Raw genomic sequence first — 24,991 nt, forward strand, 5'->3', positions numbered from 1 at the left:
CGCCGTGGGCGGCATGGTGGGCGGAGACCCGTCGCTGCTGCGCCGGATCAACTCGGCGGCGGTGCTGCGCGCGCTGCGCGAGGCGGGGCGCACGCCCCGGTCGCTGACCGACCTGGCCGGTGCCACGGGGCTGTCGCGTCCCACCGTCGAGGGCGTGCTCGACGGGCTGGCGCGGTCGGGCCTGGTGGCCGCGTCCGAGGAGCCCGCGGTGGCGGCGGGGACGCGGCGGCTCGGCCGGCCCGCCCGCCGCTTCCGGTTCAGGGCCGAGGCCGGGCACGTGCTCGGCGTCGAGGTGGGGGCGCGGCGGGTGGCCGTCGTGCTCTCCGACCTGGCGGGGCGGCGGCTCGGGACGCTCGTACGGGAGGTGTCCACGGCCGCGCCCGCCGAGGAGCGGCTCGCGTGCGCGGCGCGGACGGCCGCCGAGCTGCTGGACGGGCACGGCGGCCCTGGCGTGACCCTGCGGGCGGTCGGCGTGGGCAGTCCCGGGATCGTCGGGCCCGACGGCTCGGTGCGCCTGGGCACGGCGCTGCCGGGCTGGACGGGCCTGCCGCTGCGCGAGCGGCTCGGCGAGGCGCTCGGCTGCCCGGTGCAGGTGGAGAACGACGCGAACGCCGCCGTGCTCGCCGAGCGCTGGCTCGGCGCGGCGGTCGGCGCCGACGACGTGGTGATGGTCCTCGCCGGGCTCAGCCCGGGGGCCGGCTCGCTGATCGGCGGGCGGCTGCACCGGGGGCACGGCGGGGCCGCCGGGGAGATCGGCGCGCTGCACCTGCTGGGCCGCCAGGCCACGCCGGAGCGGCTGCTGTCGACGTCGGTCGAGCCCCTCGTGCCGCTGGACGAGCAGGCGGTGGCGCGGGTGTTCGCCCGCGCGCGGACCGGGGACGAGGGCGCGGCGCAGGCGGCGGAGCGCTTCCTCGACCGGCTGGTGCACGACGTGGCGGCGCTGGTCCTGGCGCTCGACCCGGAGCTGGTGGTCATCGGCGGCTGGGCCGCCGGGCTCGACTGGGTGGTCGAGCCGCTGCGGGCGCGGCTGGAGCGCTACTGCCTGCGGACGCCGCGCGTCGTGGCGTCGGTGCTCGGCGCGGCGGCCGTGCCGCTGGGCGCGCTGCGCCTGGCGCTCGACCGCGTGGAGGAGGAGCTGTTCGCGCTGCCCGAGCGGGTCACTCGCCAGGAACGGTGACGGGGTGTCTGCCGCCGAAGGTGAGGCGGCAGGTGTCGGCGCGGTAGGTCGCCACGGCGGCGGCGACGGTGCGGCCGTCGATCAGGTAGCGGGTCGTGACGACGAGGACCGGGGCGCCGGGGAGCTGGTCGAGGCGCCTGGCCTCGTCGGCGCCGGCGGAGCCGAGTTCGACGGCGCGGTCCTGGCCGTCCGGGGCGAGGGCGTGGAGCAGCGCGAGCGCGCCGCCGCGTTCACCGGGCGCGCCCCCGGTGCCCGGCACGTACACGTGCTCGATGGCGACCGTACGGCCGTGGCTCAGCAGGCTGCGGTGGGCGACGCGCGCGGTGGCGCCCGGCTCGGTGCCGAGGAGGCGCGCCACGGCGGGCGGCGGCGGGGCGGTCCCGCCGTCCGTGGTGGTCCAGGTGTCGCCGGGACCGCCGGGCAGCGCCTGGTCGCGCGGGCTGACGTCCACGCCGACGCGGGGCGGGGCGACGGTGGTGCCGATGCCGCGGCGGCGCTGGAGGCGGCCTTCGAGTTCCAGCTGGTCGAGCGCCTGCCTGAGGGTGGCGCGGGCGACGCCGAAGCGTGCGGCGAGCGTCCGTTCGTCCGGGAGCGACTGGCCGACGCTGAACTCCGAGTCGAGCGCGGCGGTCAGCACCGTCTTGAGGTGCCAGTACTTGGGCTCGCCGTGCCGGCCCGCCTCCGTCCGCGCGTCCGCCTCCGGCCGGCCGAGCTGTGTGGTCCCCACCCTGAGCCTCCCGTGATCGTCCCGCCGCCGGCGGTCGCCCGCGCGTCCCCGGCAGGCGGTCATGAGCGGGGCGCCACGGGCGCGGAGGCCGATGACGCCATTATGAAAGGTTGTTGCGTATGTGCGGACACTACGGCGGCCCGGGACCTTGGTCAAGACCAATCCGAGGGGTGAGATGGCCGGTGACCGCCCGTATCGTTCCGGTATGCGGAGGGGGAACGGGCGCACGGGCGGGGTGCCCGAACGGCCGGGCGCCGGCGTGCCGTTGACGTTCCGTCCGTCAGCCCTGCGCGAGGTGCGCGGTCTTCTCCGGGTTGGTGAGGACGAGCACGCGCAGCGCCCGTCCGTCGGCGATGTCGAGCTGGAACACGCTGTGCGGACGGCCCGCGCTCGTGACGAGGAGGCCGAAGCCCCCGTTGAGCGCCACGAGTTCGTACGCGGCCGCGGTCGGCGCCTTGCCTGCGATGCCCATGAGGAAGCGGCCGACCTTGTCCGCGCCGGTGATGTCGCGCAGGGGCCCCTGCGCGATGCCGCCGCTGTCGGTGACGAGCGTGACGTCCGGGGCGAGGCAGGCGAGCAGGCCGGTGAGGTCCCCGTCCAGGGCGGCGGCGAGGAAACGTTCTGTCAGGTCGCGCTGCGCGGCGGCGTCGACGGTGTAGCGCGGGCGGCGTTCCGCCACGTGCCGCCGCGCCCGCACGGCGAGCTGCCGGACCGCGGCCTCGTCGCGGCCGAGGACGTCCGCGATCTCGGCGTGCGCGAGACCGAACGCCTCGCGCAGTACGAACACCGCGCGCTCCAGCGGCGACAGGGACTCCATGACGACGAGGACGGCGTAGGAGACGGTCTCGGTGAACACGACGTGGTCCGCGCCGTCCGGGGCGGTCGCCGGGGAGGCGACCGCACGGTCGGTCGGCAGCGGTTCCGGCAGCCAGGAGCCGACGTACGTCTCGCGGCGGGCGGCGAGCTGCCGCAGGCGGTCGACGGCGAGCCTGCTGACGACGCGCACCAGGTACGCGCGCGGCTCGCGCACCGCCGCCCTGTCGGCGGACGACCAGCGCAGCCAGCACTCCTGCACGGCGTCCTCGGCGTCCCCGACCCGGCCGAGCATCCGGTAGGCGACGCCGAACAGCAGGGACCTGTGCGTCTCGAAGACGTGCAGCGGGTCCGTCGCGGGACCGGCGCCGTCGGGGCTCTCGTCTGCCACGCGTCCATCTCATCAGAGTGCGCCGGTGCGCCTGAGCGGAGGGGGCGGGTGGGGCTGGAGCGAGAGGAACAATTGCCCCCTAAGCCGCCTTTACTCTCCGGTCACAGGCCGTTCGTGATCACGCAATAAGCGAGGACGACAGTGCAGGCATGGCAGACTGCGACGCACAGCACAGCTCGATCCGCCTCCCGCGCCGCTCCGCCCCCGACACCATGGGCGGTTACCGGTCGGGCCGGTCCTGTGCACCGGACACCTGGGGCGGATCGGAACGGCTGGTCACCGACGGCGCGGACGGCACGGCAACCCCGGTGCTGCTGCGGCCCGCCGGTCCGGCCGACATCCCGGCGGCACGGGCGATGCACGCCCGCTGCTCGCCCCACACCCTCACCCGGCGTTACACGGGACCCGCGGGTGACGCGGACCGGTACCTGGGACACCTGCTGAGCCCGCGCTTCGGCCGGAGCCTGGCGGCGGAGACCGCCCCCGGCCGCATGGTCGGCCTCGGGCACCTCCTCTGGGACGACGACGAGGCCGAGATCGCGCTGCTGGTCGAGGACGACTGGCAGCGGCGGGGAATCGGGCGCGCGCTGCTGCGGTCGCTGCTGGCGATCGCCCTGCGCGAACGCCGCGAGATCGTATACACCGTGACGCGGACGTCCGACGCCGCGATGCTCGCCCTGATGCGCGGCACGGGCCTGCCGCTGGAGCGGCACGCGGAGGGCGGAACTCTCGTTCTCAGCACCCGAGTCACGGCACCGCCCGTCGCCGCGCTGCCCCTGGCGGCCGGTGGCTGACCCGGGCCGCGCGGGCCGGCGGGAGGCGGCCCGGCGGGGCATCCGGGCATGTCAGGGGCGGAACGGGGCGTGACGAACCGGCCCCCTCCGTACGAGGATGGGGGCCATGTCAGAAGATCCCACAACTTGGCTTCCCCGTCGGCTCGCCGACGCGTATGTCGATTCCCTCGTCGAGCTGGACCCCGTGCTCGGCACCTACCTCGGTGTGGCGGCGTCGGCGGACGCGCTGCCGGACTACTCCCCCGCCGGAGAGGGGGCCCTCGCCGACCTGAAGCGGAGCACCCTCGCCCGGCTCGCCGAGGCCGAGAAGCTCCCCGGCGCGGACGCGGACATCGAGCGCCGCTGCGCCCGGCTGCTGCGCGAGCGGCTGACGGCCGAGCTGGCCGTGCATGACGCCGGGGAGCCGCTGCGCGCGGTGAGCAACATGTTCTCCCCCCTGCACTCGGTGCGCGACGTGTTCACCGTCGCGGCGACCGGGACGGACGAGGACTGGGCGGCCATCGCCCGGCGGCTGCGGGCCGTGCCCGCCGCGCTGGAGGGGTACCGCGCCTCGCTGGCGGAGGGGCTCGCACGCTCGCTGCACGCGGGCCCGCGCCAGGTGGCCACCGTGCTCGGGCAGCTGGACGAGTGGATCGGCGACGAGGACGGCGGCACGAGCTGGTTCACCGGCTTCGTCGCCGACGGCCCCGAGGCGCTGCGCGGCGAGCTGGACGCGGCGGCGCTGACCGCGACGGACGCCCTCGTCTCGCTCCGCGCCTGGCTGCGGGACGTGTACGCGCCCGCCGTCGAGGGCGGCCCCGAGGTCGTCGGCCGTGAGCGCTACGCCCGGTGGGCGCGCTACTGGAACGGCACGGACCTCGACCTGGAGGAGGCGTACGCGTACGGCTGGTCGGAGTTCCACCGGCTGCACGCGGAGATGACCGCCGAGGCCGCGAAGATCCTGCCGGGCGCCACCCCCTGGGAGGCGCTGAAGCACCTGGACACCGCGGGCGAGACGGTGGACGTCGCCGACGTCAGGGAGTGGCTCCAGTCCCTGATGGACCGGGCGATCGAGACGCTGGACGGCACGCACTTCGAGCTGGCCGAGCCGGTCAAGCGCGTCGAGTCGATGATCGCGCCCGCGGGCAGCGCGGCGGCCCCGTACTACACGAGCCCGTCGCTGGACTTCTCCCGGCCGGGCCGCACGTGGCTGCCGACGCTCGGCGAGACGAAGTTCCCCGTCTACGACCTGGTGTCCACCTGGTACCACGAGGGCGTGCCCGGCCACCACCTGCAGCTCGCGCAGTGGGTGTACGTCGCGGACCGGCTGTCGCGCTACCAGACGACGGTCGGCGGCGTCAGCGCCAACCTGGAAGGCTGGGCGCTGTACGCGGAGCGGCTCATGGACGAGCTGGGGCTGCTGGAGAACGCCGAGCAGCGCATCGGCTACCTGGACTGCCAGATGATGCGCGCGGTCCGCGTGATCATCGACATCGGCATGCACCTGGAGCTGGCGATCCCGGACGACTCGCCGTTCCACCCGGGCGAGACGTGGACCCCTGAGCTGGCGCACGAGTTCTTCGGGCGGCACAGCGGGCGTCCCGCCGACTTCGTGGCCTCCGAGCTGGTGCGCTACCTCGGCATGCCGGGGCAGGCGATCGGCTACAAGCTGGGCGAACGCGCCTGGCTGACGGGCCGCGAGGCGGCGCGCGCGGCGCACGGCGACGCGTTCGACGCCAAGAAGTGGCACATGGCGGCGCTGTCGCAGGGTTCGCTGGGTCTCGACGACCTGGTGGACGAGCTGTCGGCGCTGTGACAGCGGGCGCGGCGCGGGCCGGGGCGGGCGCCCGGTCCGCGCCGCGCGGCCGGTCCCGTGCCCGGCGTGCCCGGGTCAGGCGTCCAGGGGCGCCATGTGGTGGCGCAGCGTCGAGCCGGTGCGGGTCTTGACCACTTCGAGCTGGACGGGCACCCGGGCGCGCAGGTCGGGGACGTGGCTGACGATCGCGACGCTGCGGTCGTGCTCCCGCAGGCCGTCGAGCACGTCGAGCACCTCGTCGAGCGACTGCTCGTCCAGGCTGCCGAACCCCTCGTCGATGAACAGGGTCTCCAGCCGGATGCCGCCCGCCTCGGCCGTCACGACGTCGGCGAGGCCGAGGGCGAGCGCCAGGGACACGAAGAACGATTCGCCGCCGGAGAGGCTGGCGGTGTCGCGGGCGCGGCCCGTCCAGGCGTCCAGGATGTGCAGGCCGAGTCCGGAACGGGCGCGGTGGGCCGCGCGGGCGTCGGAGTGGACGAGCGTGTAGCGGCCGGAGGACATGCGGTGCAGGCGGGTGCCCGCGGCGGCGGCGACCTGTTCGAGGCGGGCGGCCAGGACGTACGTCTCCAGGCGCATGCGGTACTCGTTCTCCGCCGAGGTGCCCGCCGTGAGGGCGGCCAGTCTGGCGATGCCGCGTGCCTCGGCGCGCAGGGGGGCGAGCCGTTCGCGGTCGGCGGCGGCGTGGGCGGAGAGGCGGTCGAGTTCGTCCCGGCTGGTGCGGGCGGCGGACTCGGCCGCGGCGGCCGTGCGCAGGCGCGCGGTCGCCTCGGCGAGTACGGCGGCGGTGCGGGACGGGTCGGCGGGTGCGGGGTCGGCGGGGTCGGCGGCGCGTTCCTCGGCGAGTACGGCGGCGACGGCGCTCTCCTCGGCGTGCCAGGTGTCGAGGCGGTGCTGGAGCGCGCGTTGTTCCGGCTGGGTGAGCCGGGCGTGGGCCGCGGCGGCGGGGGTGGGGAAGCCGGCGGCGTAGGCGGCGGTGGCGACCTGGTCGTCCGCCGTCTTGAGGCGGTCGGCGGTCTCCTCGGTGGTGTGTGCCGCCGCGGCGGCGAGGCCGAGGGCGTCGGCGAGCGCGGCGAGGTCGGCGGTGCGGGCGGCGACCGTGGGGGCGCCCGCGCGGGCGCGGTCGATGTCCTCGCGCAGGGCGGCCCGTTCGGCGGCGAGGGCGGCGCGCTGCGAGGTGCGGGCGGCGATGCGGCGTTCCGTGTCCTGGACGCGGTCGCGCAGGGTCTCGTGCTCGCGCTCGGCGGAGGTGAGGGCCTGGCGTGCGGCGGGCTCGCCGGAGGCGGCCTCGCGGGCGGCGTCGTGGTCCGCGCGCAGGGTGGCGGCGGTCGCGGCGAGTGACGCGCGGGGCTCGTCGCCCGCCTCGGCCGCGGCGGTGGCGCGCTCCTCGCGCAGCGCGGCGAGGCGTGCCTCGGCGTCGGCGCGGTGGGCGTCGGCCTCCTGGTGGGCGGCGGACGCGGCGTCCTCGTCGGCGCGGTCGACGTGGTCGGCGGTGATCGGGGTGGGGCGCGGGTGTTCCGGCGAGCCGCAGACGGCGCAGGGCTCGCCCGAGGTGAGGGCGGCGGCCAGTTCGGCGGCGATGCCGCGCAGGCGGCGTTCGCGCAGGTCGAGCCAGTGGGCGCGGGCGTCGGCGGCGGTCTCGCGGGCGTGCAGGAGGTCGTCCTCGGCGGCGCGGACCGCGGTGTCGAGCGCGTCGCGGCGGTCGGCGGAGGCGAGGCGGCGTTCCGCCGGGCCGAGGCGCTGGGCCAGGACCTCGGCGCGTGCGGCGGCCTCCGCCGCGTGCTCCACGCGCTGCCGCAGGCGTGCGGCGGTCTCGGGCCAGGCGGCGAGGCGCGGGAGCTGGGTGGCGAGCAGGTCACGGTCGGCGGAGGCGGCGGTGTCCAGGTCGGCGAGTTCGGCGGTGAGGCGCTGGGCGCGGGTCTCGGCCTGGGCGGCGGTGGCGAGGGAGCCGAGCTGTTCGCGGACGGACCGTTCGCGGGCGGTGAGCTGGGCGGCGGGGGCGGTGGCGAGGTCGGGTGGGAGCTGGGCGCGGGCGTGGCGTTCGGCCGTGGTGGCGGTGCGGTGTTCCGCGTCGGCGGTGTCGCGGAGGGCGAGGGCTGGGGCGACGGTGTCGGCGGCGCGGGCGCGTTCGAGGGTCAGGCGGGCCTGGTCGCGTTCCGGCTGCTGGGCGGCGAGTGCTTCGGCGCGGCGGCGGGCGTCGGCGAAGCGCTCCTGGCGGCGGGCGCGTTCGCGGGTGTCGGCGTGCGCGGCGTCGGCCGTGGCGTGCCCGGCCTCGGCCGCGCGCAGGGCGGTGACGGTGATGTCGTGGTGCTCGCGGGCGGTGCTGCGCGCCTGGGCCGCCCAGGTGAGGACGGTTTCCGCGAGGTCGCTCTCGGTGTCGGGGGCGTCCGGCGGGTCGGGCAGCCCTGGCAGGGCCGCGGCGGCCTGGGACATGCGGTGGGCGGTGGCGAGGAGGCGTTCGTCGGCCTCGCGGACGCGGCCCGCGGCCTCGGCGCGGAGGTCGGCGAGGTGGGCCTCGGCGGCGGCGAAGCGGCGGGTGTCGAAGAGGCGGCCGAGGAGCCGGGCGCGCTCCTCCGCGTTCGCGCGCAGGAAGCGGGCGAAGTCGCCCTGCGGCAGGAGGACGACCTGGCAGAACTGGTCGCGGCTCATCCCGCCGAGGAGGCCGCCGAGTTCGTCCGCGATCTCCTGGTGCGAGCCGCTGAGGGCGTGCCAGGTGCCGGTGACGGGGTCGTGTTCGCGTAGGAGGGTGCGGGCGCGGTCACGGGTGGTGCCCGTGCCGCGGCGCTTGGGGCGGGTCTGCTCGGGGCGGCGGGTGATCTCCAGGCGCCGGTCGCCGAGGGTCAGGTCGAGGACGACCTCGGTGGCGGTGTCGGGGGCGGCGTGGTCGCTGCGGAGGGAGACGCCCGTGGTCTGGCGCGCGCCGGGGACCGTTCCGTAGAGGGCGAAGCAGACGGCGTCCAGGACCGAGGTCTTGCCCGCGCCGGTGGGGCCGTGGAGAAGGAAGAGACCGGCCGTGGAGAGGCGGTCGAAGTCGACGTGCTGGGTGCCGCCGAAGGGGCCGAAGGCCGTGAGGGTGAGCCGGTGCAGCCTCATGGGGTGCTCCGGTGGACGCGTGCCGCGTCGAGGGCGGCGCGGAGGTGGGCGCGTTCGGCGTCGTCGGGTCCCTGTCCGGCGCGGACGTGGGCGACGAAGTCCTCGGCGATCTGCCGGTCGTCGCGTCCGCTGAGGCGCTGGGCGTACGAGGCGGGGGACGCCGGATCGGTGCGTTCCGGGTCGTGGACGAGGCTGAGGATGTGCGGGAAGCGCGCGGTGAGCCGGGCCATGGGCTCGTCGGGGTGGACGGGGTCGGTGAGGGTCGCCTCGACCCAGGCGTCCTCGCGGGGGGCGAGCGACGGGTCGGTGAGGAGGGATTCGAGGCGGCCCCGGATGCGGGCGAGGGGGCGGGGGACGGGGAAGTCGACGCGTTCGGCGTGGACTTCCCCGGCGGGGCCCAGGTCGATGAGCCACAGGGACTTGCGGTGCCCGGCCTCGGAGAAGGAGTAGGCGAGCGGGGAACCGGCGTAGCGGACGCGTTCGGTGAGGGTCTGGCAGCCGTGGAGGTGGCCGAGCGCGGTGTAGTCGATGCCGTCGAAGAGGGCGGCGGGGACGGCCGCGACGCCGCCGACGGTGATGTCGCGTTCGCTGTCGGACGGCAGGCCGCCGGTGACGAAGGCGTGGGCGAGGACGACGGACCGGGTTCCGGCGGGGCGGCGGGCGAGGTCGGCGCGCACGCGGTCCATGGCGGCGCCGAGGACGGCCGCGTGGTCCGCCTTGGGGACGGCGAACTCGTCGCGTACCAGGGCCGGTTCGAGGTAGGGCAGGCCGTAGACGGCGACGTCGCCGTGGGCGTCGGCGAGGACGACGGGGGTGGCGCAGTCGGCGGGGTCGGTGCGCAGGTGGATGCCCGCGCGGGCGATGAGGCGGGCGCCGGAGCCGAGGCGGTGGGGCGAGTCGTGGTTGCCGGAGATCAGGACGGCGGGGATGCCGGTGTCCGCGAGGCGGTGGAGGACGTCGTCGAGGAGCCGGACGGCGTGCAGCGGGGGGATGGCGCGGTCGTGGATGTCGCCCGCGACGAGGACGGCGTCGACGCGTTCGGTGCGCGCGGTGGTGACCAGGTGGTTGAGGAACGCCGCCTGTTCGTCGCGCAGGCCGACGCGGTGGAAGCTGCGGCCGAGATGCCAGTCGGAGGTGTGGAGCAGTCGCATCCGGGCCGTGGTCCCCCGTCCTTCTTCCGGCCCCGGGTCCGGCGCCCGGTGGTGACGGGCCCAGTCTGCCACTGGGCGGGGGTGCGGCCGGTGGCGGGTGAAGTGGCGCGCCGGGGCGGGGGGTCAGCGCTCGCCGGGCACGACGATGCGGTTCTCGTAGGCGAGGATGACGGCCTGCGTGCGGTTGCGCGCGCCCAGTTTGGTGAGGACGTTGCTCACGTGGGTCTTCACCGTCTCCATGCTGACGGTGAGGTGGTCGGCGATCTGGGGGTTGGACAGTCCGGTGGCCATCAGGCGCAGGATGTCCGTCTCGCGGGCGGTCAGCGGTGTGGGGAGCCTGCCCGGGGTGCCGCCCTGGCCCGTGGCGGCGGGGCGGGTGGCGACCAGCCTGCGCACGGCGTCGGGGAACAGGAGGGTGTCGCCGGTCGCGACGAGGCGGATGGCGTGCGCGATCTGGTGGACGGGGGCCCGTTTGAGGATGAAGCCGTCCGCTCCGGCGCGCAGGGCGTCGTACACGTAGTCGTCGCTCTCGAAGGTCGTGATGACGATGATCTTCGGCGGGTCGTCCAGGTCGGCGCGCAGGCGGCGGGTGGCCTCGATGCCATCCATGCGCGGCATGCGGACGTCCATCAGCACGACGTCGGGGCGCAGGCGCTCGGCGAGCGGCAGCGCGTCGGCGCCGTCCGCCGCCTCGCCGACGACGGTCAGGTCGGGCTGGGCGGACAGCAGGGTGCGCAGGCCGGTGCGGGTGAGTTCGTCGTCCTCGACGAGCAGGACGTCCAGTGCGGGGCGGGTCATGAGCCGGACCTCAGGGGTATGCGCGCGGTGAGGTGCCACCGGCCGTCGGTGCCGCGTCCCGCGGTGAACTCGCCGCGCAGCAGGCGGACGCGTTCGTCCAGGCCGCTGAGTCCGCGTCCGCCGCGCGGGCGCGGGGCACGGGGCGGGCGGTGGTCGGGCAGCGGGTTGGCCAGGTCGATGGCGAGCCAGTCCCCGGCGGCGCTGAGCCGCAGGGTGACGGGGGCGTGGCGGGCGTGCCGCAGGGCGTTGGTCAGCCCCTCCTGCACGATGCGGTACGCCTCGCGGGAGACCGCGGCGGGCAGGCGGGCGAGGTCGCCGTCCATGTGGGCGTCGATGTCCGTGCCGGTGTGGCGGAGGCGTTCGAGCAGCGGCGCCAGGTCGGTGACCGTGTGGTCCGGGGTGGTGGCGGCGCGGCCTTCGCGCAGGACGCCGAGGACGTGGTCGAGGTCGTCCAGGGCGCTGCGGCAGGACTCCTCGATGGCGGCGAGCGCCCGGCGGGCGGCGGCGGGGTCGGTCTCCAGCAGTTCGGCGGCGACGGCGGCCTGGACGGTGGAGGCGGTGAGGGTGTGGCCGACGGAGTCGTGCAGCTCGCGGGCGAGGCGGTTGCGCTGCTCCAGCTCGCGGACCTGCGTCTCCAGGGCGGCGAACCGTTCGTCCGGGCCGGGCCCGAGGAGGGCGGACGCCGCCGCGCGCAGCAGCGCGGTGGCGCCGGCGCTCAGCAGGCAGCCCAGGAGGAGGGCGGCCGCGGAGACGACGGGTGTCCACGCCCCGGCGGGGCCCGCGGCGATGTGCACGGGCCGGAAGAAGGTGATGTCGTCGCCGCCGCCTATCCAGACGCCGGTGAACACCAGGGCGACGGTCACGCACAGGACGGTGGCGCCGAGCAGTGCCCAGCTCGCCGCCTGGTGCAGGACGATCCAGGCGGTCGTCCTCGCGCGGGTCCGCCAGGCACGGGCGGCGGGCGGCAGCGGCGTGGGGAGCGCGGTGCGCAGCGTGCGGTTGACCAGTCGGATGTTCCAGCGGCGGGCGGCGGGCAGGGCGCCGGTGGCCGCGGTCAGCAGGATGAGGAGGACGAGGGAGGCCACCCTGCCGCCGCCCGGCAGCGACGCGCCCGCGCCGAACCCGGCGGCCAGCGCGACCCCCGCGGCGGGCAGGCTGAGCGCCGCCCCGGCCAGGGCCAGGGGCTGCCCCCGGTAGGTGTCGGCCCGGCGCAGCGGACCAGTCGGTCTCCACACGCGGGCCAGTATGGCAGTGGCCTGCGACAATCCCCTCCCCCGGCCGGGGGCGCCTCCTCCTCCCCCGGTCGGGGGAGGGCGATTTCCCCCACAGCCGCGATGTGCGGGCACGGGCGGTTCGGCGAGGGTTCCGTCATGCTCGAATTGATCGATGTCGGCAAGGTCTACCGGGGCGGCAAGAGCGCCGTCTCCGGGGTGACACTGCGCCTGGGCCCCGGAATACTCGGCCTGCTCGGCCCCAACGGCGCGGGCAAGTCCTCACTGATGCGCATCTGCGCCACGGTCACCCGGCCCACCGCGGGCTCCCTGCGGTTCGACGGCGCGGACGCGGTGCGCGACCCGGAGCCGCTGCGCCGCGCCCTCGGGTACCTGCCGCAGGACTTCGGTGTGCACCCGCACCTGAACGCGCGGGAGTTCCTCTCCTACCTGGCCGCCGCGAAGGGGCTCTCGGCCCGTTCCGCGCGCGGCCGGATCGACGAACTGCTGGAGACGGTGAACCTCACCGGGGCGGCCAAGCGGGCGCTCGGGACCTACTCGGGCGGCATGCTGCGGCGCGTCGGCATCGCGCAGAGTCTCCTCGGCGACCCGCGCGTGCTGGTCGTGGACGAGCCCACCGCCGGGCTCGACCCGGAGGAGCGGGTGCGCTTCCGCAACCTGCTGAGCGACCTCGCCGCCGACCGCGCGGTCATGCTGTCGACGCACATCGTCTCCGACATCGAGTCGGTGGCCTCGGACATCGCGCTGATGACCGGCGGACGGCTCGTACGTCGCGGCTCGCCCGGTGAGCTGCTGCACGAGGTGTCGGGGCGGGTCTGGGAGCTGACGGTGGCGCCCGAGCACGTGACGGCCGTGCAGGCGCGGTACGTGGTGAGCCGCATGGTCCGCACGGACGCGGGGGTGCGGCTGCGGGTCCTGGCGGACGCGGCGCCGTCCGCGGGCGCGGAGCCGGTGGCGGCGGGTCTTGAGGACGTCTACCTCGCGGTCGTGGGGACCGCGGGCGCGGCCGGGTCGCGGCCGGTCCCCGGCGTGCGGGAGCTGCCGTGAGGCCCGCGGTCGGCAGGATGGCGTTCGCCGACTTCCTGGACCGGATGCGGCGGCCCGCGTACGCGGTCACCCTCGCCGGGGCCGTCGGGCTGGGGTACCTGGCGGTGCCCGCGGTGGACAGCCACTGGGCGATCATGCAGCTCGGCGACTACCGGGGCCTGTACAACAGCGCCTACACCGGGATGGCGACGGCGCTGGCCGGGACGCTGTGGCTGACGTTCGGCGGCTTCTTCGTGGCGCGCAACGGCGTGGCCAGGGACGAGGCGACGGGTGTGGGCCGCCAGCTGGCGGCGACGCCGCTGCCCACGTGGCGCTACCTGGCGTCGAAGTTCCTGAGCAACACGCTGCTGCTGGGGTCCATGGCGGCGGTGCTGGCGGGCACGGCGGTCGTCATGCAGCTGGCGCGCGGGGAGGACCGGACGCTCGAACCGGGGCCGCTGCTGATGCCGTTCCTGGTGCTGACGCTGCCGATGGTGGTGCTGACCGCCGCGGCGGCCCTGCTGTTCGAGACGACGCCGCTGCTGCGCACGGGCGTCGGGAACGGCGTGTGGTTCTTCGCCTGGCTGGTGCTGGTGCTCGGTGGCCAGCGGGAGGGCGCGCCGCTCGGCGGGATCGGGGTCCACGACGTGGTGGCCACGATGGGCGACGACCTGACGCGGCAGGGCGTGCCCCTGTCGGGCGGGGACTTCAGCCTGGGGTTCACGTTCGTGGAGGAGCCGCTGCGGACGTTCACCTGGGGCGGTTTCACGCCGGACGGCGGCTTCCTGGCGGGGCGGCTCGCGGTGCTGCTGCTCGCGGTGCCGGTCGCGCTGCTGCCCGCCCTGTGGTTCCACCGGTTCGACCCGTCCAGGAGCGTGCGGGTCTCGGCGGCCCCGGCCGCCGAGGAGGCGCCGGTGGCGGCCGCCGTGCCCGAGGCGGGGCAGGCCGTCCCCGGGTACGCCGGGCCGCCCCGTACGCCCGTGTCGTACGGCAGTCCCTTCGCGCGCCTGTTCACGGGCGAGCTGCGCGTCCTCGCGCACGGGCCCGTGTGGTGGTGGGCGGGCACGGCGCTGATCGCGCTGGCCGCCCTGTTCGTCCCTCTCGAAGGGGTCACGCGGCTCCTGCTGCCGCTGGCCTGGCTCTGGCCGCTGCTGGTGTGGTCCCGGATGGGCGCGCAGCGGTACGAGCACGGGGTCGCGGTGCTGCTGGGTGCCTGCCCGGGACCGGTGCGGCGCACGCTCGCCGAGTGGTGCGCCGGGGTCGCGGTGGCCGCCGTCACCGGTCTGACGCCGCTGATCCGGCTCGTGGCGGCGGGTGACGGCGCGGGAGCCGCCGCGTGGGCCGGCGGCGCGGTGTTCGTGCCGTCCCTGGCGCTCGCGCTCGGCACGCTGAGCCGCACGCACCGGACGTTCCAGGCCGTCTACCTGCCGCTGTGGTACGTGACGGTGAACGGGCTGCCGCTGCTCGACTTCATGGGCGCGGTGCGGGAGGACGGCCGCCCGGCCGGGCCGCACGCCGCCTTCTTCTGCGCGGCGGCGCTGCTGCTGCTCCTCGCCACACTCGCCACCGGGGCCACGCGGCGCCGGGCCGGCACGGAGAAAGGTGTCAGCCGATGACCACGCAACCGTCCGCGACGGCACGACGCAGGGGGCTGGCGGTCTTCTTCGCCATCTCCTTCGGCGCCGGATGGCTGCTCGTGCTGGGCGCGCACGCCATGGGGATGTCGCTCGTGAACCCGCTGGTGCAGCTGCCGTTCGCGTTCATGCCCGCCGTGGGCGCGATCGTCGCGCGGCGCTGGGTGACGCGGGAGGGCTTCGCGGACGCGGGCCTCGCGCTGCGGCTGCGGGAGGCGTGGCCGTACTACGCCGCCGCCTGGCTGGGCCCGCTCGCCATCACGGCGGGCGCGGCCGGGACCGCGGCGCTCGCCGGGCTGTGGGACGGCGACCTGGGGCCGCTGCGTGACCTCGTGCCCGGTACGCCGTGGTGGCTGGCGGTCCTGATGCTGGTGGGCGTGATGCCGCTGCTGGCGCCGCTCTACTGGGGCGAGGAGTTCGGCTGGACGAGCTACCTGCGCCCGCGCATCGGCGGCGGCACGCTGCGGTCCGTCGTGGTGACCGGGCTGATCTGGGCGGTGTGGCACTACCCGCTGGCGTTCGTGGGCTACGTGGAGTTCGGCAACGTCGGCGTCGGCCTGCTGGTGTGGACCGGATCGTTCCTGCTGCAGGAGATGCTGCTGGCGTGGCTGTACATCCGCAGCCGCAGCATCTGGACCGCCGCGCTGGCGCACGCGGGGAACAACATGGTGCTGTCCATGCTGGTGGGCGTGCTGCTGGGCGAGGACGACGGCGGCGCCGGTCTCGGCGCCACGACGCTCACCTGGCTGCCCGCCGTCCCGATGGCCGTGCTGTGCGGCTGGCTGCTGCTGCGCGGCGCGTTCCGCGGCCCCGTGGCGGAACGGCCCGCGCCCGCCGCTCCGGCGCGGGAGTCGGCGGGCGCGGGCGCCACCCCGTAGGGCGCGTGGCGCGTGGTTCAGCGGGGCCGCAGGGCGGCGAGCTGCTGGGCGAAGGGGACGACCTCGGGCTCCTCCGTCCCCTCCCCCGGCGGCTCCGCCTCCGCGTCGCCGCGCGGCGGCGGGGCGGGGAAGCGCTCCCCGGCCCGGAGGAGGGCCGCCAGCTCCCTGGCCGCCCGGTCCACGCGGCCGGGGAGCGTGTCGGTGCGCGGGTCGCCCGAGCCGCCCCAGTCCTCCGACGCGGCGTACACGCCGGTGGGCACGACGGTCGCGTGGAGGTACGAGAAGAGGGGCCGCAGGGCGTGCTCCAGGACCAGGGAGTGCCGCGCCGTCCCGCCGGTGGCGCCGACGAGGACCGGCTTGCCGGTGAGCGCGTCGGGCTCGACCAGGTCGAAGAACGACTTGAACAGGCCGCTGTACGACGCGGCGAAGACCGGGGTGACGGCGATCAGCGCGTCCGCGCCCGTCACCTCGTCGAGGGCGCGCCGCAGGGCGGGGGCCGGGAAGCCGGTCACGAGGTGCCCGGCGATCTCGGTGGCCAGGTCGCGCAGTTCGACGACCCGCACCTCGGGCTCCGGTCCCCCGCGGGCCAGTTCGCGCCGCACGGCCTGGACCAGCCGGTCGGCCAGGAGGCGGGTGGACGACGGCTGGCTGAGGCCCGCCGAGACCACCGCGATCCGCGGGGCGTGCGTCTGGCTGGACATGACTGCCTCTCTCTCGTCTGCTGCTGTCTCCCTCACGCGGACGCCGCGGTCAGGCGGCCGGTCCCGCCGCCGCGCGTTCCCGCTCCCCGGCGGCCGCGAGGAGCGACGCGTGGGTGGGCGCGTCCGGCACGTGGGCGGGCCGTCCCTTGGCGAACTCCTCGCGCAGCACGGGGACCACCTCGCCGCCGAGGATGTCCAGCTGCTCCAGGACGGTCTTCAGCGGCAGGCCCGCGTGGTCGACGAGGAACAGCTGCCGCTGGTAGTCGCCGAAGGACTCGCGGAACGTCAGCGTCTTCTCGATGACCTCCTGCGGGCTGCCGACGGTCAGCGGCGTCTGCTCGGTGAACTCCTCAAGCGACGGCCCGTGGCCGTACACCGGCGCGTTGTCGAAGTACGGGCGGAACTCGCGGACGGCGTCCTGCGAGTTCTTCCGCATGAAGACCTGCCCACCGAGGCCGACGATCGCCTGCTCCTCGCTGCCGTGCCCGTAGTGCGCGTACCGGCGGCGGTAGAGGTCGATGAGGCGCTGGAAGTGCTCCTTGGGCCAGAAGATGTGGTTCGCGAAGAATCCGTCGCCGTAGAACGCCGCCTGTTCGGCGATCTCCGGGCTGCGGATGGAGCCGTGCCAGACGAACGGGGGCACGCCGTCGAGCGGGCGCGGCGTGGAGGTGAAGCCCTGGAGCGGGGTGCGGAAGCGCCCCTCCCAGTCCACGACGTCCTCGCGCCACAGCTGGTGGAGCAGCGCGTAGTTCTCGATGGCGAGCGGGATGCCCTGGCGGATGTCCTGGCCGAACCAGGGGTAGACCGGGCCGGTGTTGCCGCGCCCCATCATGAGGTCGACGCGCCCCTCCGCGAGGTGCTGGAGCATCGCGAAGTCCTCGGCGATCTTGACCGGGTCGTTCGTGGTGATCAGCGTCGTGGAGGTGGACAGGATCAGCCGCTCGGTGCGGGCCGCGATCCAGCCGAGCATAGTGGTGGGCGAGGAGGGGACGAACGGCGGGTTGTGGTGCTCGCCGGTCGCGAAGACGTCGAGCCCGACCTCCTCGGCCTTGAGCGCGATGGCCGTCATCGCCTTGATGCGGTCGTGCTCGCTCGGCACCGAGTGGTCCGTCGGGTCGGGCGTGACGTCGCCGACGGTGAAGATCCCGAACTGCGTTCCGGCCTGCATGGCACCCACCTCCAAGTTGTTCATCGTTCAACTATCCAGCGGAACGATACCCTCTGCGCGGCTATTCCCTTCCTCCAGAGGGAAGGGGGCCCGGCCCGTCAGCCGGGGGCGTACACCTCGCCGCCCAGAGCGAGCCGCGCCGCGCCGCCCGTCGCCCCGGCCAGCCACGCGCGGAACGCCTCGACGTCCCCGGCGGGCAGGCCCACGCCGATGGTGACCTCGGCGCCGTACTCCACCTCCCGCACCGCGTGCCCGGTGGCCCGCAGGTCGTTCTCCAGACGCCCGGCCCGTTCGTGACCGACCGTGACGGTCGCCAGACGGAGCCGGCGGCGCGTGACCGTGCCCGCCACGTCGAGGGCCGCCCCCACCACGCCCCCGTAGGCGCGGATGAGGCCTCCGGCACCCAGCTTGATGCCGCCGAAGTACCGGGTGACCACCGCCGCGGTGAATCGAACCTCCCGGCGCAGGAGCATCTGGAGCATCGGCAGCCCGGCCGTGCCGCCCGGCTCGCCGTCGTCGCTGCTGCGCTGCACCCCGGCGTCGGCGCCGAGGACGTACGCCCAGCAGTTGTGGTTCGCGGCCGGGTGCGCGGCGCGGACCTCGGCGACGAACGCCTGGGCGTCCTCCTCGGTGCCGACGGGGGCCAGGGCGCACAGGAAGCGCGAGCGGTTGATCTCGGTCTCGTGGACGGTGCGGCCCGCCACCGTCTCGTACGCGTCACGCATCGGGCCAGCCTATGGGTTGGGGGAATGGCGCGGCCCGGCCGGTCGTTGTGCGGGGCATGTATGGCGACCGAGAGACCGCGCAGCGCATCCTGACCGAGTCCGGCGACACGTGGGCCGTCGTGGGGCTGTCCGGCAATCCGAGCCGCGCCGCGTACGGCGTCGCGGCGGTGCTCCAGCGGTTCGGCAAACGCGTCGTGCCGGTGCACCCGAAGGCGGAGACCGTCCACGGCGAGCAGGGGTACGCGTCGCTGGCCGACATCCCCTTCCCCGTGGACGTGGTCGACGTCTTCGTGAACAGCTCCCTCGCCGGGGCCGTGGCGGACGAGGCGGTGGCGGCGGGTGCGAAGGCGGTGTGGTTCCAGCTCGGCGTGGTCGACGAGGAGGCGTACGCGCGCACCCGCGCCGCCGGGCTCGACATGGTGATGGACCGCTGCCCGGCGATCGAGATCCCGCGCCTGCCCGCGCGCCCCTGACGCGGGCGGCGGGCCGCCGGGCGGTTACGCGGGGGCCCGGGTGCTCCCCCGGACGACCAGCCGGGTCGCCAGCTCGACCCGCGGGTTCTCCAGGGTCTCCCCGTCGATGAGGCGCAGCAGGGTGCGCGCCGCGAGCGCGGCCATCTCCAGGATCGGCTGGCGGACGGTGGTCAGCGGCGGGGAGACGCGGCGGGCCAGCGGGAGGTCGTCGAAGCCGACGACGCTGATGTCCTCGGGGACCCGCAGGCCGCGTTCGCGCAGTGCCTCGAAGGCGCCGAGCGCCTGGAGGTCGCTCGCCGCGAAGACGGCGGTGGGCGGTTCCGGGAGGTCGAGCAGGGCGCGGCACTGGGCGTACCCGGAGCGCTCGTTGAAGTCGCCGTGGCTCAGGTAGCCGGCCGGGACGGTCAGCCCGGCGCGCTGGACGGCGCTGCCGTACCCGTCGGCCCGTGCCTGGCTGCAGTTCAGCTCGGGCGGTCCGCCGATGTGGGCGATGCGGCGGTGGCCCAGGTCGATCAGGTGGCTGGTGCCCGCCATGCCGCCGCTCCAGTTGGTGGCGCCGATGGTGGGGATGTCCTCGCCCGCGCCGCCCACCGGGTCGACCAGGACAACCGGCACGCCCATGGCGGCGAGCTTCTCGCGGCGCTGCGCCGACAGTTCGGAGACGACGAGGAGCACCCCGGAGGAACGGCGGGTGGCCAGGCGGTCCAGCCACTGGCGGGTCTCCTCGGCGCGGCCGTGCACCGCGGACAGGACCATGTCCATGCCCGCCTCGTGCAGCACCTCGTCGACGCCGCGGACGATCTCCAGGGACCAGTCGCTGTCCAGTTCGTTGAGGACCAGGTCCACGAGGGTGCCGCGCTGGCGGGACGGCCGCCGGTGGTAGCCGTTGCGCTGCATGACGGCCTCGACCATGGTCCTGGTGTCCTCGGCCACGTCGTTGTGGCCGTTGAGGACCTTGGAGACCGTGGAGGTGGAGACCCCCGCCTCGCGGGCGATCTGCGTGATCGTCACTCTGGCCCGGGAACCGGACGCCATGTACGTTCCTCCTCGCTGATCCGGGTTGCAGGATATGCCGGGACGGGTGGTGCTCAGCGTGGTCCCGGGCGGTAGCGGAAGGCGGTGAAGTCGGCGGGCAGGCCCTGGCGTGGCAGGTCGTGGGCGCACAGGCCGATGAAGGCACCGGTGAAGCCCCAGGTCGCGGGCAGGGGGTCCGGTCCGGTGACGGCGTACTCGTCGGAGAGGCGGGAGACGTCCAGGCGCGGGCCGACGGGACGGAAGGCGCCGCCCGGGTGCGACCAGCTGAACTGCCCGTGCTCGCCGTCCGCTTCGAGACGCAGCAGGACAGGGGCCGCGCCGGGTACGGGGACGGGCGCGGCCGGTTCGGTGTAGGCCCCGTTGTCGCAGACGCCGAGGCGCAGGACGCGGCCCAGTTCCTCGTCCCGGGTGAGGTGGAGGTAGTGCCACAGCCGGGTGTTGTAGAAGTGGGTGAGCCCGGCCATCTGCTGAGAGGTCTCGGGCGCGTAGGCGACGGTGACGTCGGCGGTGAAGCGGTGGTGCTGCTGGCGGCGGGCCACCAGGGACTGCCGGTGGGTCGAGGCGGGGGACTCCTGGCCGCGCAGGCGGAGGGCGCCGGGGCGTTCGGTCAAGGTGAGCCACGCAGGGTCGGGGAGGATGCGCAGGGTGGCCCACTCGGGGCGCAGCCGGGGCGCGGAGAAGTCGTCGTGCCAGTCGGCGTCCGGGGAGGTGTGGGGGGCCGCGGCGGTGGGGGTGGTGGCGGCCGGGGCTTGGACGTGTACGGCGGGCAGCCGTCCGCCGTCCGCGAGGCGGGGCCAGCCGTCGTCGCTCCAGGTCACGCGCTGGATGGCGGTCTCGCGGCCGAGCGGGCAGCGGCCGCCTGGCGTGAGCGGCCTCGCGCACAGGTGGGCCAGGTACCAGTCGCCGCCGGGGGTCTGGACGAGGCTTCCGTGGCCCGCCTTCTGCAGCGTGGCGTCGCTGCCGTACGAGGTCAGCATCGGGCCGAGGGGATCGGCCTCCCAGAAGCCGGTCAGGGTGCGGGAGCGGGCGACGGTGACCGTGTGCTCGTAGCCGGTGCCGCCCTCGGCGACCATCAGGTAGTACCAGCCGTCACGGCGGTAGAGGTGCGGGCCCTCGGTGCGGCCGACGTCGCTGCCGTGCCACAGGGTACGCAGCGGGCCCTTGGCGGCGCGGGCGGTGCGGTCGTACTCCTGGATGAGGATGCCGCCGAAGGGGTCGTGGCCGGGGCGGTGGTCCCATTTCATGGCGAGCAGCCAGCTGCGGCCGTCGTCGTCGTGGAAGAGGGACGGGTCGAATCCGGCGCCGTGCACCTCGGTGGGTTCGCTCCACGGCCCGGTGGGGTGGGGGGCGGTGGCGACGTAGTTGCGGATGTCCTTGAACGCCCCGCCGAGTGACCGGACGTTGGACCACACGAGGTGGAACAGGCCGTCGGCGTGGCTGAGGCAGGGTGCCCAGACGCCCCCCGAGTCGGGGTTCCCCGCCATGGGGAGCAGCGCCTCAGTGGTGAGCGCGCCGCCGAGCGGGGTCCAGTGCACCAGATCGCGGGAGTGGTGGATCAGGACGCCTGGCTGCCATTCGAAGGTGGAGGTGGCGAGGTAGTAGTCGTCGCCGACCCGCAGGATCGAGGGGTCCGGGTGGAATCCGGGCAGCACGGGGTTGGAGATGGCCGCGCCGTGGGGTGTGGGCGGGGTACCGGGCTGCGGGGTGGCGGCCGGGGCGGGACGGGGACCGGCGGAAGCGGTCATGCGGAGGGCACCTCGGTGGGTTGGACGGGTCGGACGGCGGACGGGACGGGGAAGGTCAGCCCTTGACCGCGCCGGACATGACACCGGCGATGACGCGCCGGGCCAGCAGGGCGAAGAGGATGAGCAGCGGGATCACGGCGAGCACCGCGCCGGACAGCATCAGCGCGTAGTCCGTGTAGTAGCCCGCGGCGAGCTGGTTGAGCGCGGTCTGGACGGTGCCGTTGTCGGGCGGGAGCACGACCAGGGGCCAGAAGAAGTCGTTCCACGCGGTCATGAAGACGAACAGCCCGAGGACCGAGGCCGTGTTGCGTACGCCTGGGACGATGACGGACCACCAGACGCGCAGCAGGTTGGCGCCGTCCATGCGGGCGGCTTCGACGAGTTCGTCGGGGATGCCCTCGTCGATGGCCTGCCGCATCCAGAAGACGCCGAACGCCGAGACGGCGCCGGGCAGGATCACGGCCCACAGGCTGCCGTAGAGGCCGAAGTCGGTCATCAGCATGTAGAGCGGGATGATGCCGAGCTGGGTCGGCACCATGAGGGTGGCGACGACGACCACCATCAGGGCGTTGCGGCCGGGGAAGCGCAGCTTGGAGAAGGCGAATCCGGCGAGGCTGGAGAACACCACGTTGCTCAGGGCGACGGCGCTGGAGATGATCAGCGAGTTGCGGATGGCGGTCCAGAACTCGACCGAGTCGAACACCCGCGAGATGTTGTCGAAGAGGTGCCCGCCGGGGGTCAGCGGCGGTGTGGTGTCGGCGAGCACCTCGTTGCCCGACGAGGCCACGACGAACGTCCACCAGAGCGGGAACATCGACGCCAGCGCGATCAGCGCGAGCGCCGTGTACGTGAGGGGTCCCGCCCTGCGGACGCCCAGCCGGGCGCGGCGCCGGCGCGGCCGGGGTACGGAGGGTGCGGCGGTGGCGGCCATCGGGGTGTCAGTCCTTTGCGGAGATGCGGCGGGTGAGGAAGAAGTTGAGGGCGGCGATCACGGCGATGAGGAGGAAGAGCATCCAGGAGATCGCCGCGGCGTAGCCGGAGTCGAAGTTGGCGAACCCGTGCTTGTAGAGCAGCAGGGTCAGCGTCTGGAACTGGTGGTCGGAGCCGCCCTCGTAGCCGTTGATGCCGCCGAACAGCAGGGGCTCGGTGAAGAGCTGGAGGCCGCCGATGGTGGAGATGATCACCGTGAAGACGATGGTGGGCCTGATGGACGGCACGGTGATGGACCGGAAGACGCGCCAGCGCGAGGCGCCGTCGAGCAGGGCCGACTCGTAGAGGTCGCGGGGGACGGCCTGCATCGCGGCGAGGTAGATCAGCGCGTTGTAGCCGGTCCAGCGCCACATGACCATGGTGCTCAGCGCGAGATGCGAGGTGAACGTGTCGGCGCGCCAGTCGATCGGCTCGTCCCCCGCCAGGCCGACGGTGTCCAGCAGCCAGTTGACGACGCCGAAGTCGCGGCCGAAGAGCTGGGAGAAGACGAGGCCGACGGCGACGACGGAGACGATGTTGGGGATCAGCACCGCCGAGCGCCAGAAGGTGCTGCCGCGCAGCCGGGTGTCCAGCAGGTAGGCGATGCCGAGGGCGAGCAGGAGCTGGGGCACCGTGGAGAGGACGAAGATGCTCAGCGTGTTGAACAGCGCGTTGGTGAAGTCGGGGTCCGCGAGGAGGTCCCTGAAGTTGTCCAGGCCGACGAAGCCCTGGCGGCCGTTGACGAGGTGCCAGTCGTTGAGCGAGACCCACAGCGTGTAGAGCAGCGGAAACAGGCCGAAGAGGCCGAAGACGAGGAAGAAGGGGCTGATGAACGCGTAGGCGCCGGCGTGCCGGCGCAGCCCGCCGCGGCGGCCGCGGGCGCGGCGGTCCCCCGGTGAGCGGTAGGGACTGCGGCGGCGCCTGGACGGGGCGGCCGGCCCTTCGGTCGTGGTGGCCATGGGGCGTTCCTTCTGTACGGCGGCGGGCGGGGCGGCGGCGGTGTGCGGGGCCGGGCCCGGAGGGCGGGGAGTCCTCCGGGCCCGGGGCCGGTGGGGCGGACCGTCAGTCGACGGCGCCCGCGGCTTCCTCGACGGCCTCGGCGAACGCGTCGGCGGGCGAGGCGTTGCCCTGCTCGACCCGCTGGAGGGCGCTGCCGAAGACGGGCCTGACCTCGGAGTCGCGCACACCGCGGAAGTTGGGCTGCAGCTCGGCGGCGGACGACGCGAAGATCTGGCCCACCGGCGCGTCGTTGAAGTACGGGTTGGTGAAGTCGCTGACGGCCGGGTCCTCGTACAGCGCGGGGATGGAAGGCAGGCTGCCGACGTCCTGGAAGATGCGCTTTTCCTGCTCGGGCGCGGTCAGCCAGGCGGCCAGCTCGGCGGCCTCGGCCTGGTGGTCGCCCTGGGCGGGGACGGTCAGGAACGAGCCGCCCCAGTTGCCGCCGCCACCGGGGACCGCGGCGACGTCCCACAGGCCCGCGGCCTCCTCGCCCGCGGCGTCCTGGATCAGGCCGAGCGCCCAGGAGGGGCAGGGCGCGGTGGCGAAGGAGCTCTGCTTGAACCCGACGTTCCACTCCTGGGAGAAGCCCACGAGTCCGGCGGACATCCCGTCCTCGACGGCCGCGCCCACGGCCAGGAACGCGTCCTCGACCACCGGGTTGCTGTCGCCGACGAAGGTCTCGTCGCGGTCGAAGTAGCCGATCTCGCTCTGGTTGAGCATGGAGGAGTAGATCGTGTCGGCGCCGTCGAACCAGGCGGCGTCGGCGCCCGAGTCGAGGAACTCCCGCCCGGCGGCGAAGTAGTCGTCCCAGGTCGGCCAGAGCGCGCCGACCTCCTCGCGGTCGGTGGGCAGCCCGGCGGCCTCGAACATGTCGCGCCGGTAGCACATGGCGAGCGAGCCGACGTCGGTGCCGTAGCCCATCACGAAGGCGCCGTCGTCCAGGACGCCCTGCTCCCACTTCCAGGGGAGCCAGCGGTCCTGGAGTCCGGCGCCGCCGTGGTCGGCGAGGTTGGCGAACCGGTCCTTCGACTCGCGGAAGCGGGGCATCCAGCCCTCCTCCACGGCGACGATGTCGGCGGCGCCGGAGCCGCCGGCGAGCTGGGTGGTGAGCTGCTGGTGGTGCTGTTCGAACTGGCTGACCTGGATGGTGACCGTGACACCGGGGTGGTCCGCCTCGTACTCGTCGACCAGCGCCTCGTAGCCGAAGTCGCTGAACGTGGCGACCGTCAGCTCGACCGAGCCGTCGTCGCCCGAGTCGGAGCCGCAGGCGGCCAGCGGCAGCATGGCGAGGGACAGGGCGGCGGCGGTCGTCGCCCGGCGGGTGCGTCTTTGCATGGGTACTCCAGGGCACGGGGTGATCGGGAAGGGCCGGAGTGGGCTCCGAGTCGGCGTTCACTGTGCGCGAGAGTCCCGGTAGTCGTCAATAATTTTCCCGGGAATCTACTCGAAACATTTAGGTAACGAGGTCGGTGCCTGCATGCACCCGATGGCGCACCTGGCGCGGACGGCAAGGGGACGCGCGGTACACACCGCGTTCCAGAGCAACCGATCTGCCCGCGCGGACCGTCTGCGGGCTCCGGGAATCATCGAAAGATTTGCGAGAAAGGTTGACGGAGCATCGCACTGGCTGCAGTGTCCTCGGGCGAGTGACCCCCTCGGCCCGTGGCGCC

21 protein-coding genes are annotated in these 24,991 nt (G+C 74.7%); 7 read left to right on the forward strand and 14 right to left on the reverse strand.

The annotated features are described in order from the left end of the window. The first annotated feature begins 4 nt into the window (after positions 1-4). Positions 5-1,177, forward strand: coding sequence for an ROK family transcriptional regulator (locus ACIBPC_RS25440; RefSeq protein WP_362967937.1), 1,173 nt, complete (start codon positions 5-7; stop codon positions 1,175-1,177). Here the strand turns inward: ACIBPC_RS25440 and ACIBPC_RS25445 are convergent. Continuing rightward, positions 1,158-1,904 carry a GntR family transcriptional regulator gene (locus ACIBPC_RS25445; protein WP_398847806.1) on the reverse strand — a complete coding sequence of 249 codons (747 nt, stop codon included), beginning with the start codon at positions 1,902-1,904 and terminating at the stop codon, positions 1,158-1,160. The two genes, ACIBPC_RS25440 and ACIBPC_RS25445, sit on opposite strands and share 20 nt — an antisense overlap. Before the next feature lie 280 nt (positions 1,905-2,184). Continuing rightward, positions 2,185-3,108, reverse strand: coding sequence for an RNA polymerase sigma factor SigJ (gene sigJ / locus ACIBPC_RS25450; RefSeq protein ID WP_362967938.1), 924 nt, complete (start codon positions 3,106-3,108; stop codon positions 2,185-2,187). Between the two features lie 149 nt (positions 3,109-3,257). Between sigJ and ACIBPC_RS25455 the strand changes: the two genes are divergently transcribed. Then, entirely contained in the window at positions 3,258-3,902 is a 645-nt protein-coding gene (locus tag ACIBPC_RS25455; RefSeq protein ID WP_398847808.1) for a GNAT family N-acetyltransferase, read from the forward strand. A 106-nt stretch (positions 3,903-4,008) separates the two neighbouring features. Beyond that, entirely contained in the window at positions 4,009-5,697 is a 1,689-nt protein-coding gene (locus ACIBPC_RS25460) for a DUF885 domain-containing protein (RefSeq protein ID WP_398847810.1), read from the forward strand. Positions 5,698-5,772: 75 nt separating this feature from the next. Here the strand turns inward: ACIBPC_RS25460 and ACIBPC_RS25465 are convergent, their stop codons facing one another. From ACIBPC_RS25465 to ACIBPC_RS25480, 4 genes are all read right to left on the reverse strand, one after another. Then, on the reverse strand, positions 5,773-8,787 hold the full coding sequence (locus ACIBPC_RS25465) for an AAA family ATPase (protein ID WP_398847812.1): 3,015 nt from the start codon (positions 8,785-8,787) through the stop codon (positions 5,773-5,775). After that, the gene (locus tag ACIBPC_RS25470) at positions 8,784-9,938 is read right to left on the reverse strand and encodes an exonuclease SbcCD subunit D (protein ID WP_398847814.1); all 1,155 of its coding nucleotides are present in this window, start codon (positions 9,936-9,938) and stop codon (positions 8,784-8,786) included. Before ACIBPC_RS25470 ends, ACIBPC_RS25465 begins: the two co-directional genes overlap by 4 nt. 123 nt (positions 9,939-10,061) lie before the next feature. Continuing rightward, positions 10,062-10,736: a response regulator gene (locus tag ACIBPC_RS25475; RefSeq protein WP_398847816.1), complete on the reverse strand. Its 675-nt coding sequence runs from the start codon at positions 10,734-10,736 to the stop codon at positions 10,062-10,064. After that, positions 10,733-11,971, reverse strand: a complete 1,239-nt coding sequence (locus ACIBPC_RS25480; protein WP_398847818.1) for a sensor histidine kinase — start codon at positions 11,969-11,971, stop codon at positions 10,733-10,735. The genes ACIBPC_RS25475 and ACIBPC_RS25480 overlap by 4 nt, the downstream gene beginning before the upstream one ends. Before the next feature lie 135 nt (positions 11,972-12,106). Here ACIBPC_RS25480 and ACIBPC_RS25485 point away from each other — a divergent pair, with 135 nt between their 5' ends. From ACIBPC_RS25485 to ACIBPC_RS25495, 3 genes are read left to right on the forward strand one after another with little or no spacing between them, the layout of a single operon-like run. Beyond that, complete coding sequence (locus tag ACIBPC_RS25485; RefSeq protein ID WP_362967948.1) at positions 12,107-13,015, forward strand: ABC transporter ATP-binding protein; 909 nt, start codon at positions 12,107-12,109, stop codon at positions 13,013-13,015. A gap of 17 nt (positions 13,016-13,032) precedes the next feature. Then, on the forward strand, positions 13,033-14,610 hold the full coding sequence (locus ACIBPC_RS25490) for a hypothetical protein (RefSeq protein ID WP_398848054.1): 1,578 nt from the start codon (positions 13,033-13,035) through the stop codon (positions 14,608-14,610). Further along, positions 14,607-15,506, forward strand: a complete 900-nt coding sequence (locus ACIBPC_RS25495; protein WP_398847820.1) for a lysostaphin resistance A-like protein — start codon at positions 14,607-14,609, stop codon at positions 15,504-15,506. The genes ACIBPC_RS25490 and ACIBPC_RS25495 overlap by 4 nt, the downstream gene beginning before the upstream one ends. A 17-nt stretch (positions 15,507-15,523) precedes the next feature. Here ACIBPC_RS25495 and ACIBPC_RS25500 read toward each other — a convergent pair whose 3' ends face one another. The 3 genes from ACIBPC_RS25500 to ACIBPC_RS25510 form a co-directional block, all read right to left on the reverse strand. Then, a complete protein-coding gene (locus tag ACIBPC_RS25500; RefSeq protein WP_398847821.1) occupies positions 15,524-16,207 on the reverse strand; it encodes an FMN reductase in 684 nt (227 codons plus the stop codon). Between the two features lie 49 nt (positions 16,208-16,256). After that, on the reverse strand, positions 16,257-17,399 hold the full coding sequence (locus tag ACIBPC_RS25505; RefSeq protein ID WP_398847823.1) for an LLM class flavin-dependent oxidoreductase: 1,143 nt from the start codon (positions 17,397-17,399) through the stop codon (positions 16,257-16,259). A gap of 74 nt (positions 17,400-17,473) precedes the next feature. After that, positions 17,474-18,100, reverse strand: a complete 627-nt coding sequence (locus ACIBPC_RS25510; protein WP_398847825.1) for a YigZ family protein — start codon at positions 18,098-18,100, stop codon at positions 17,474-17,476. Between the two features lie 56 nt (positions 18,101-18,156). On the opposite strand from ACIBPC_RS25510, the gene ACIBPC_RS25515 reads away from it, so the two are divergent. Then, positions 18,157-18,573, forward strand: coding sequence for a CoA-binding protein (locus ACIBPC_RS25515; RefSeq protein ID WP_398847826.1), 417 nt, complete (start codon positions 18,157-18,159; stop codon positions 18,571-18,573). Between the two features lie 24 nt (positions 18,574-18,597). Here the strand turns inward: ACIBPC_RS25515 and ACIBPC_RS25520 are convergent, their stop codons facing one another. From ACIBPC_RS25520 to ACIBPC_RS25540, 5 genes are all read right to left on the reverse strand, one after another. Beyond that, on the reverse strand, positions 18,598-19,608 hold the full coding sequence (locus ACIBPC_RS25520) for a LacI family DNA-binding transcriptional regulator (RefSeq protein ID WP_398847828.1): 1,011 nt from the start codon (positions 19,606-19,608) through the stop codon (positions 18,598-18,600). A gap of 53 nt (positions 19,609-19,661) precedes the next feature. Continuing rightward, on the reverse strand, positions 19,662-21,353 hold the full coding sequence (locus ACIBPC_RS25525) for a glycoside hydrolase family 43 protein (protein WP_398847830.1): 1,692 nt from the start codon (positions 21,351-21,353) through the stop codon (positions 19,662-19,664). 55 nt (positions 21,354-21,408) lie between these two features. Further along, complete coding sequence (locus ACIBPC_RS25530) at positions 21,409-22,284, reverse strand: carbohydrate ABC transporter permease (RefSeq protein WP_362967957.1); 876 nt, start codon at positions 22,282-22,284, stop codon at positions 21,409-21,411. Between the two features lie 7 nt (positions 22,285-22,291). After that, positions 22,292-23,281, reverse strand: a complete 990-nt coding sequence (locus tag ACIBPC_RS25535; protein WP_398847832.1) for a carbohydrate ABC transporter permease — start codon at positions 23,279-23,281, stop codon at positions 22,292-22,294. A gap of 103 nt (positions 23,282-23,384) precedes the next feature. Further along, positions 23,385-24,656: an ABC transporter substrate-binding protein gene (locus ACIBPC_RS25540; RefSeq protein ID WP_398847833.1), complete on the reverse strand. Its 1,272-nt coding sequence runs from the start codon at positions 24,654-24,656 to the stop codon at positions 23,385-23,387. Positions 24,657-24,991 lie beyond the last annotated feature (335 nt).

Origin of the sequence: Streptomyces sp. NPDC049879, from assembly GCF_044461265.1 — a bacterium.
Taxonomy (GTDB): domain Bacteria; phylum Actinomycetota; class Actinomycetes; order Streptomycetales; family Streptomycetaceae; genus Streptomyces.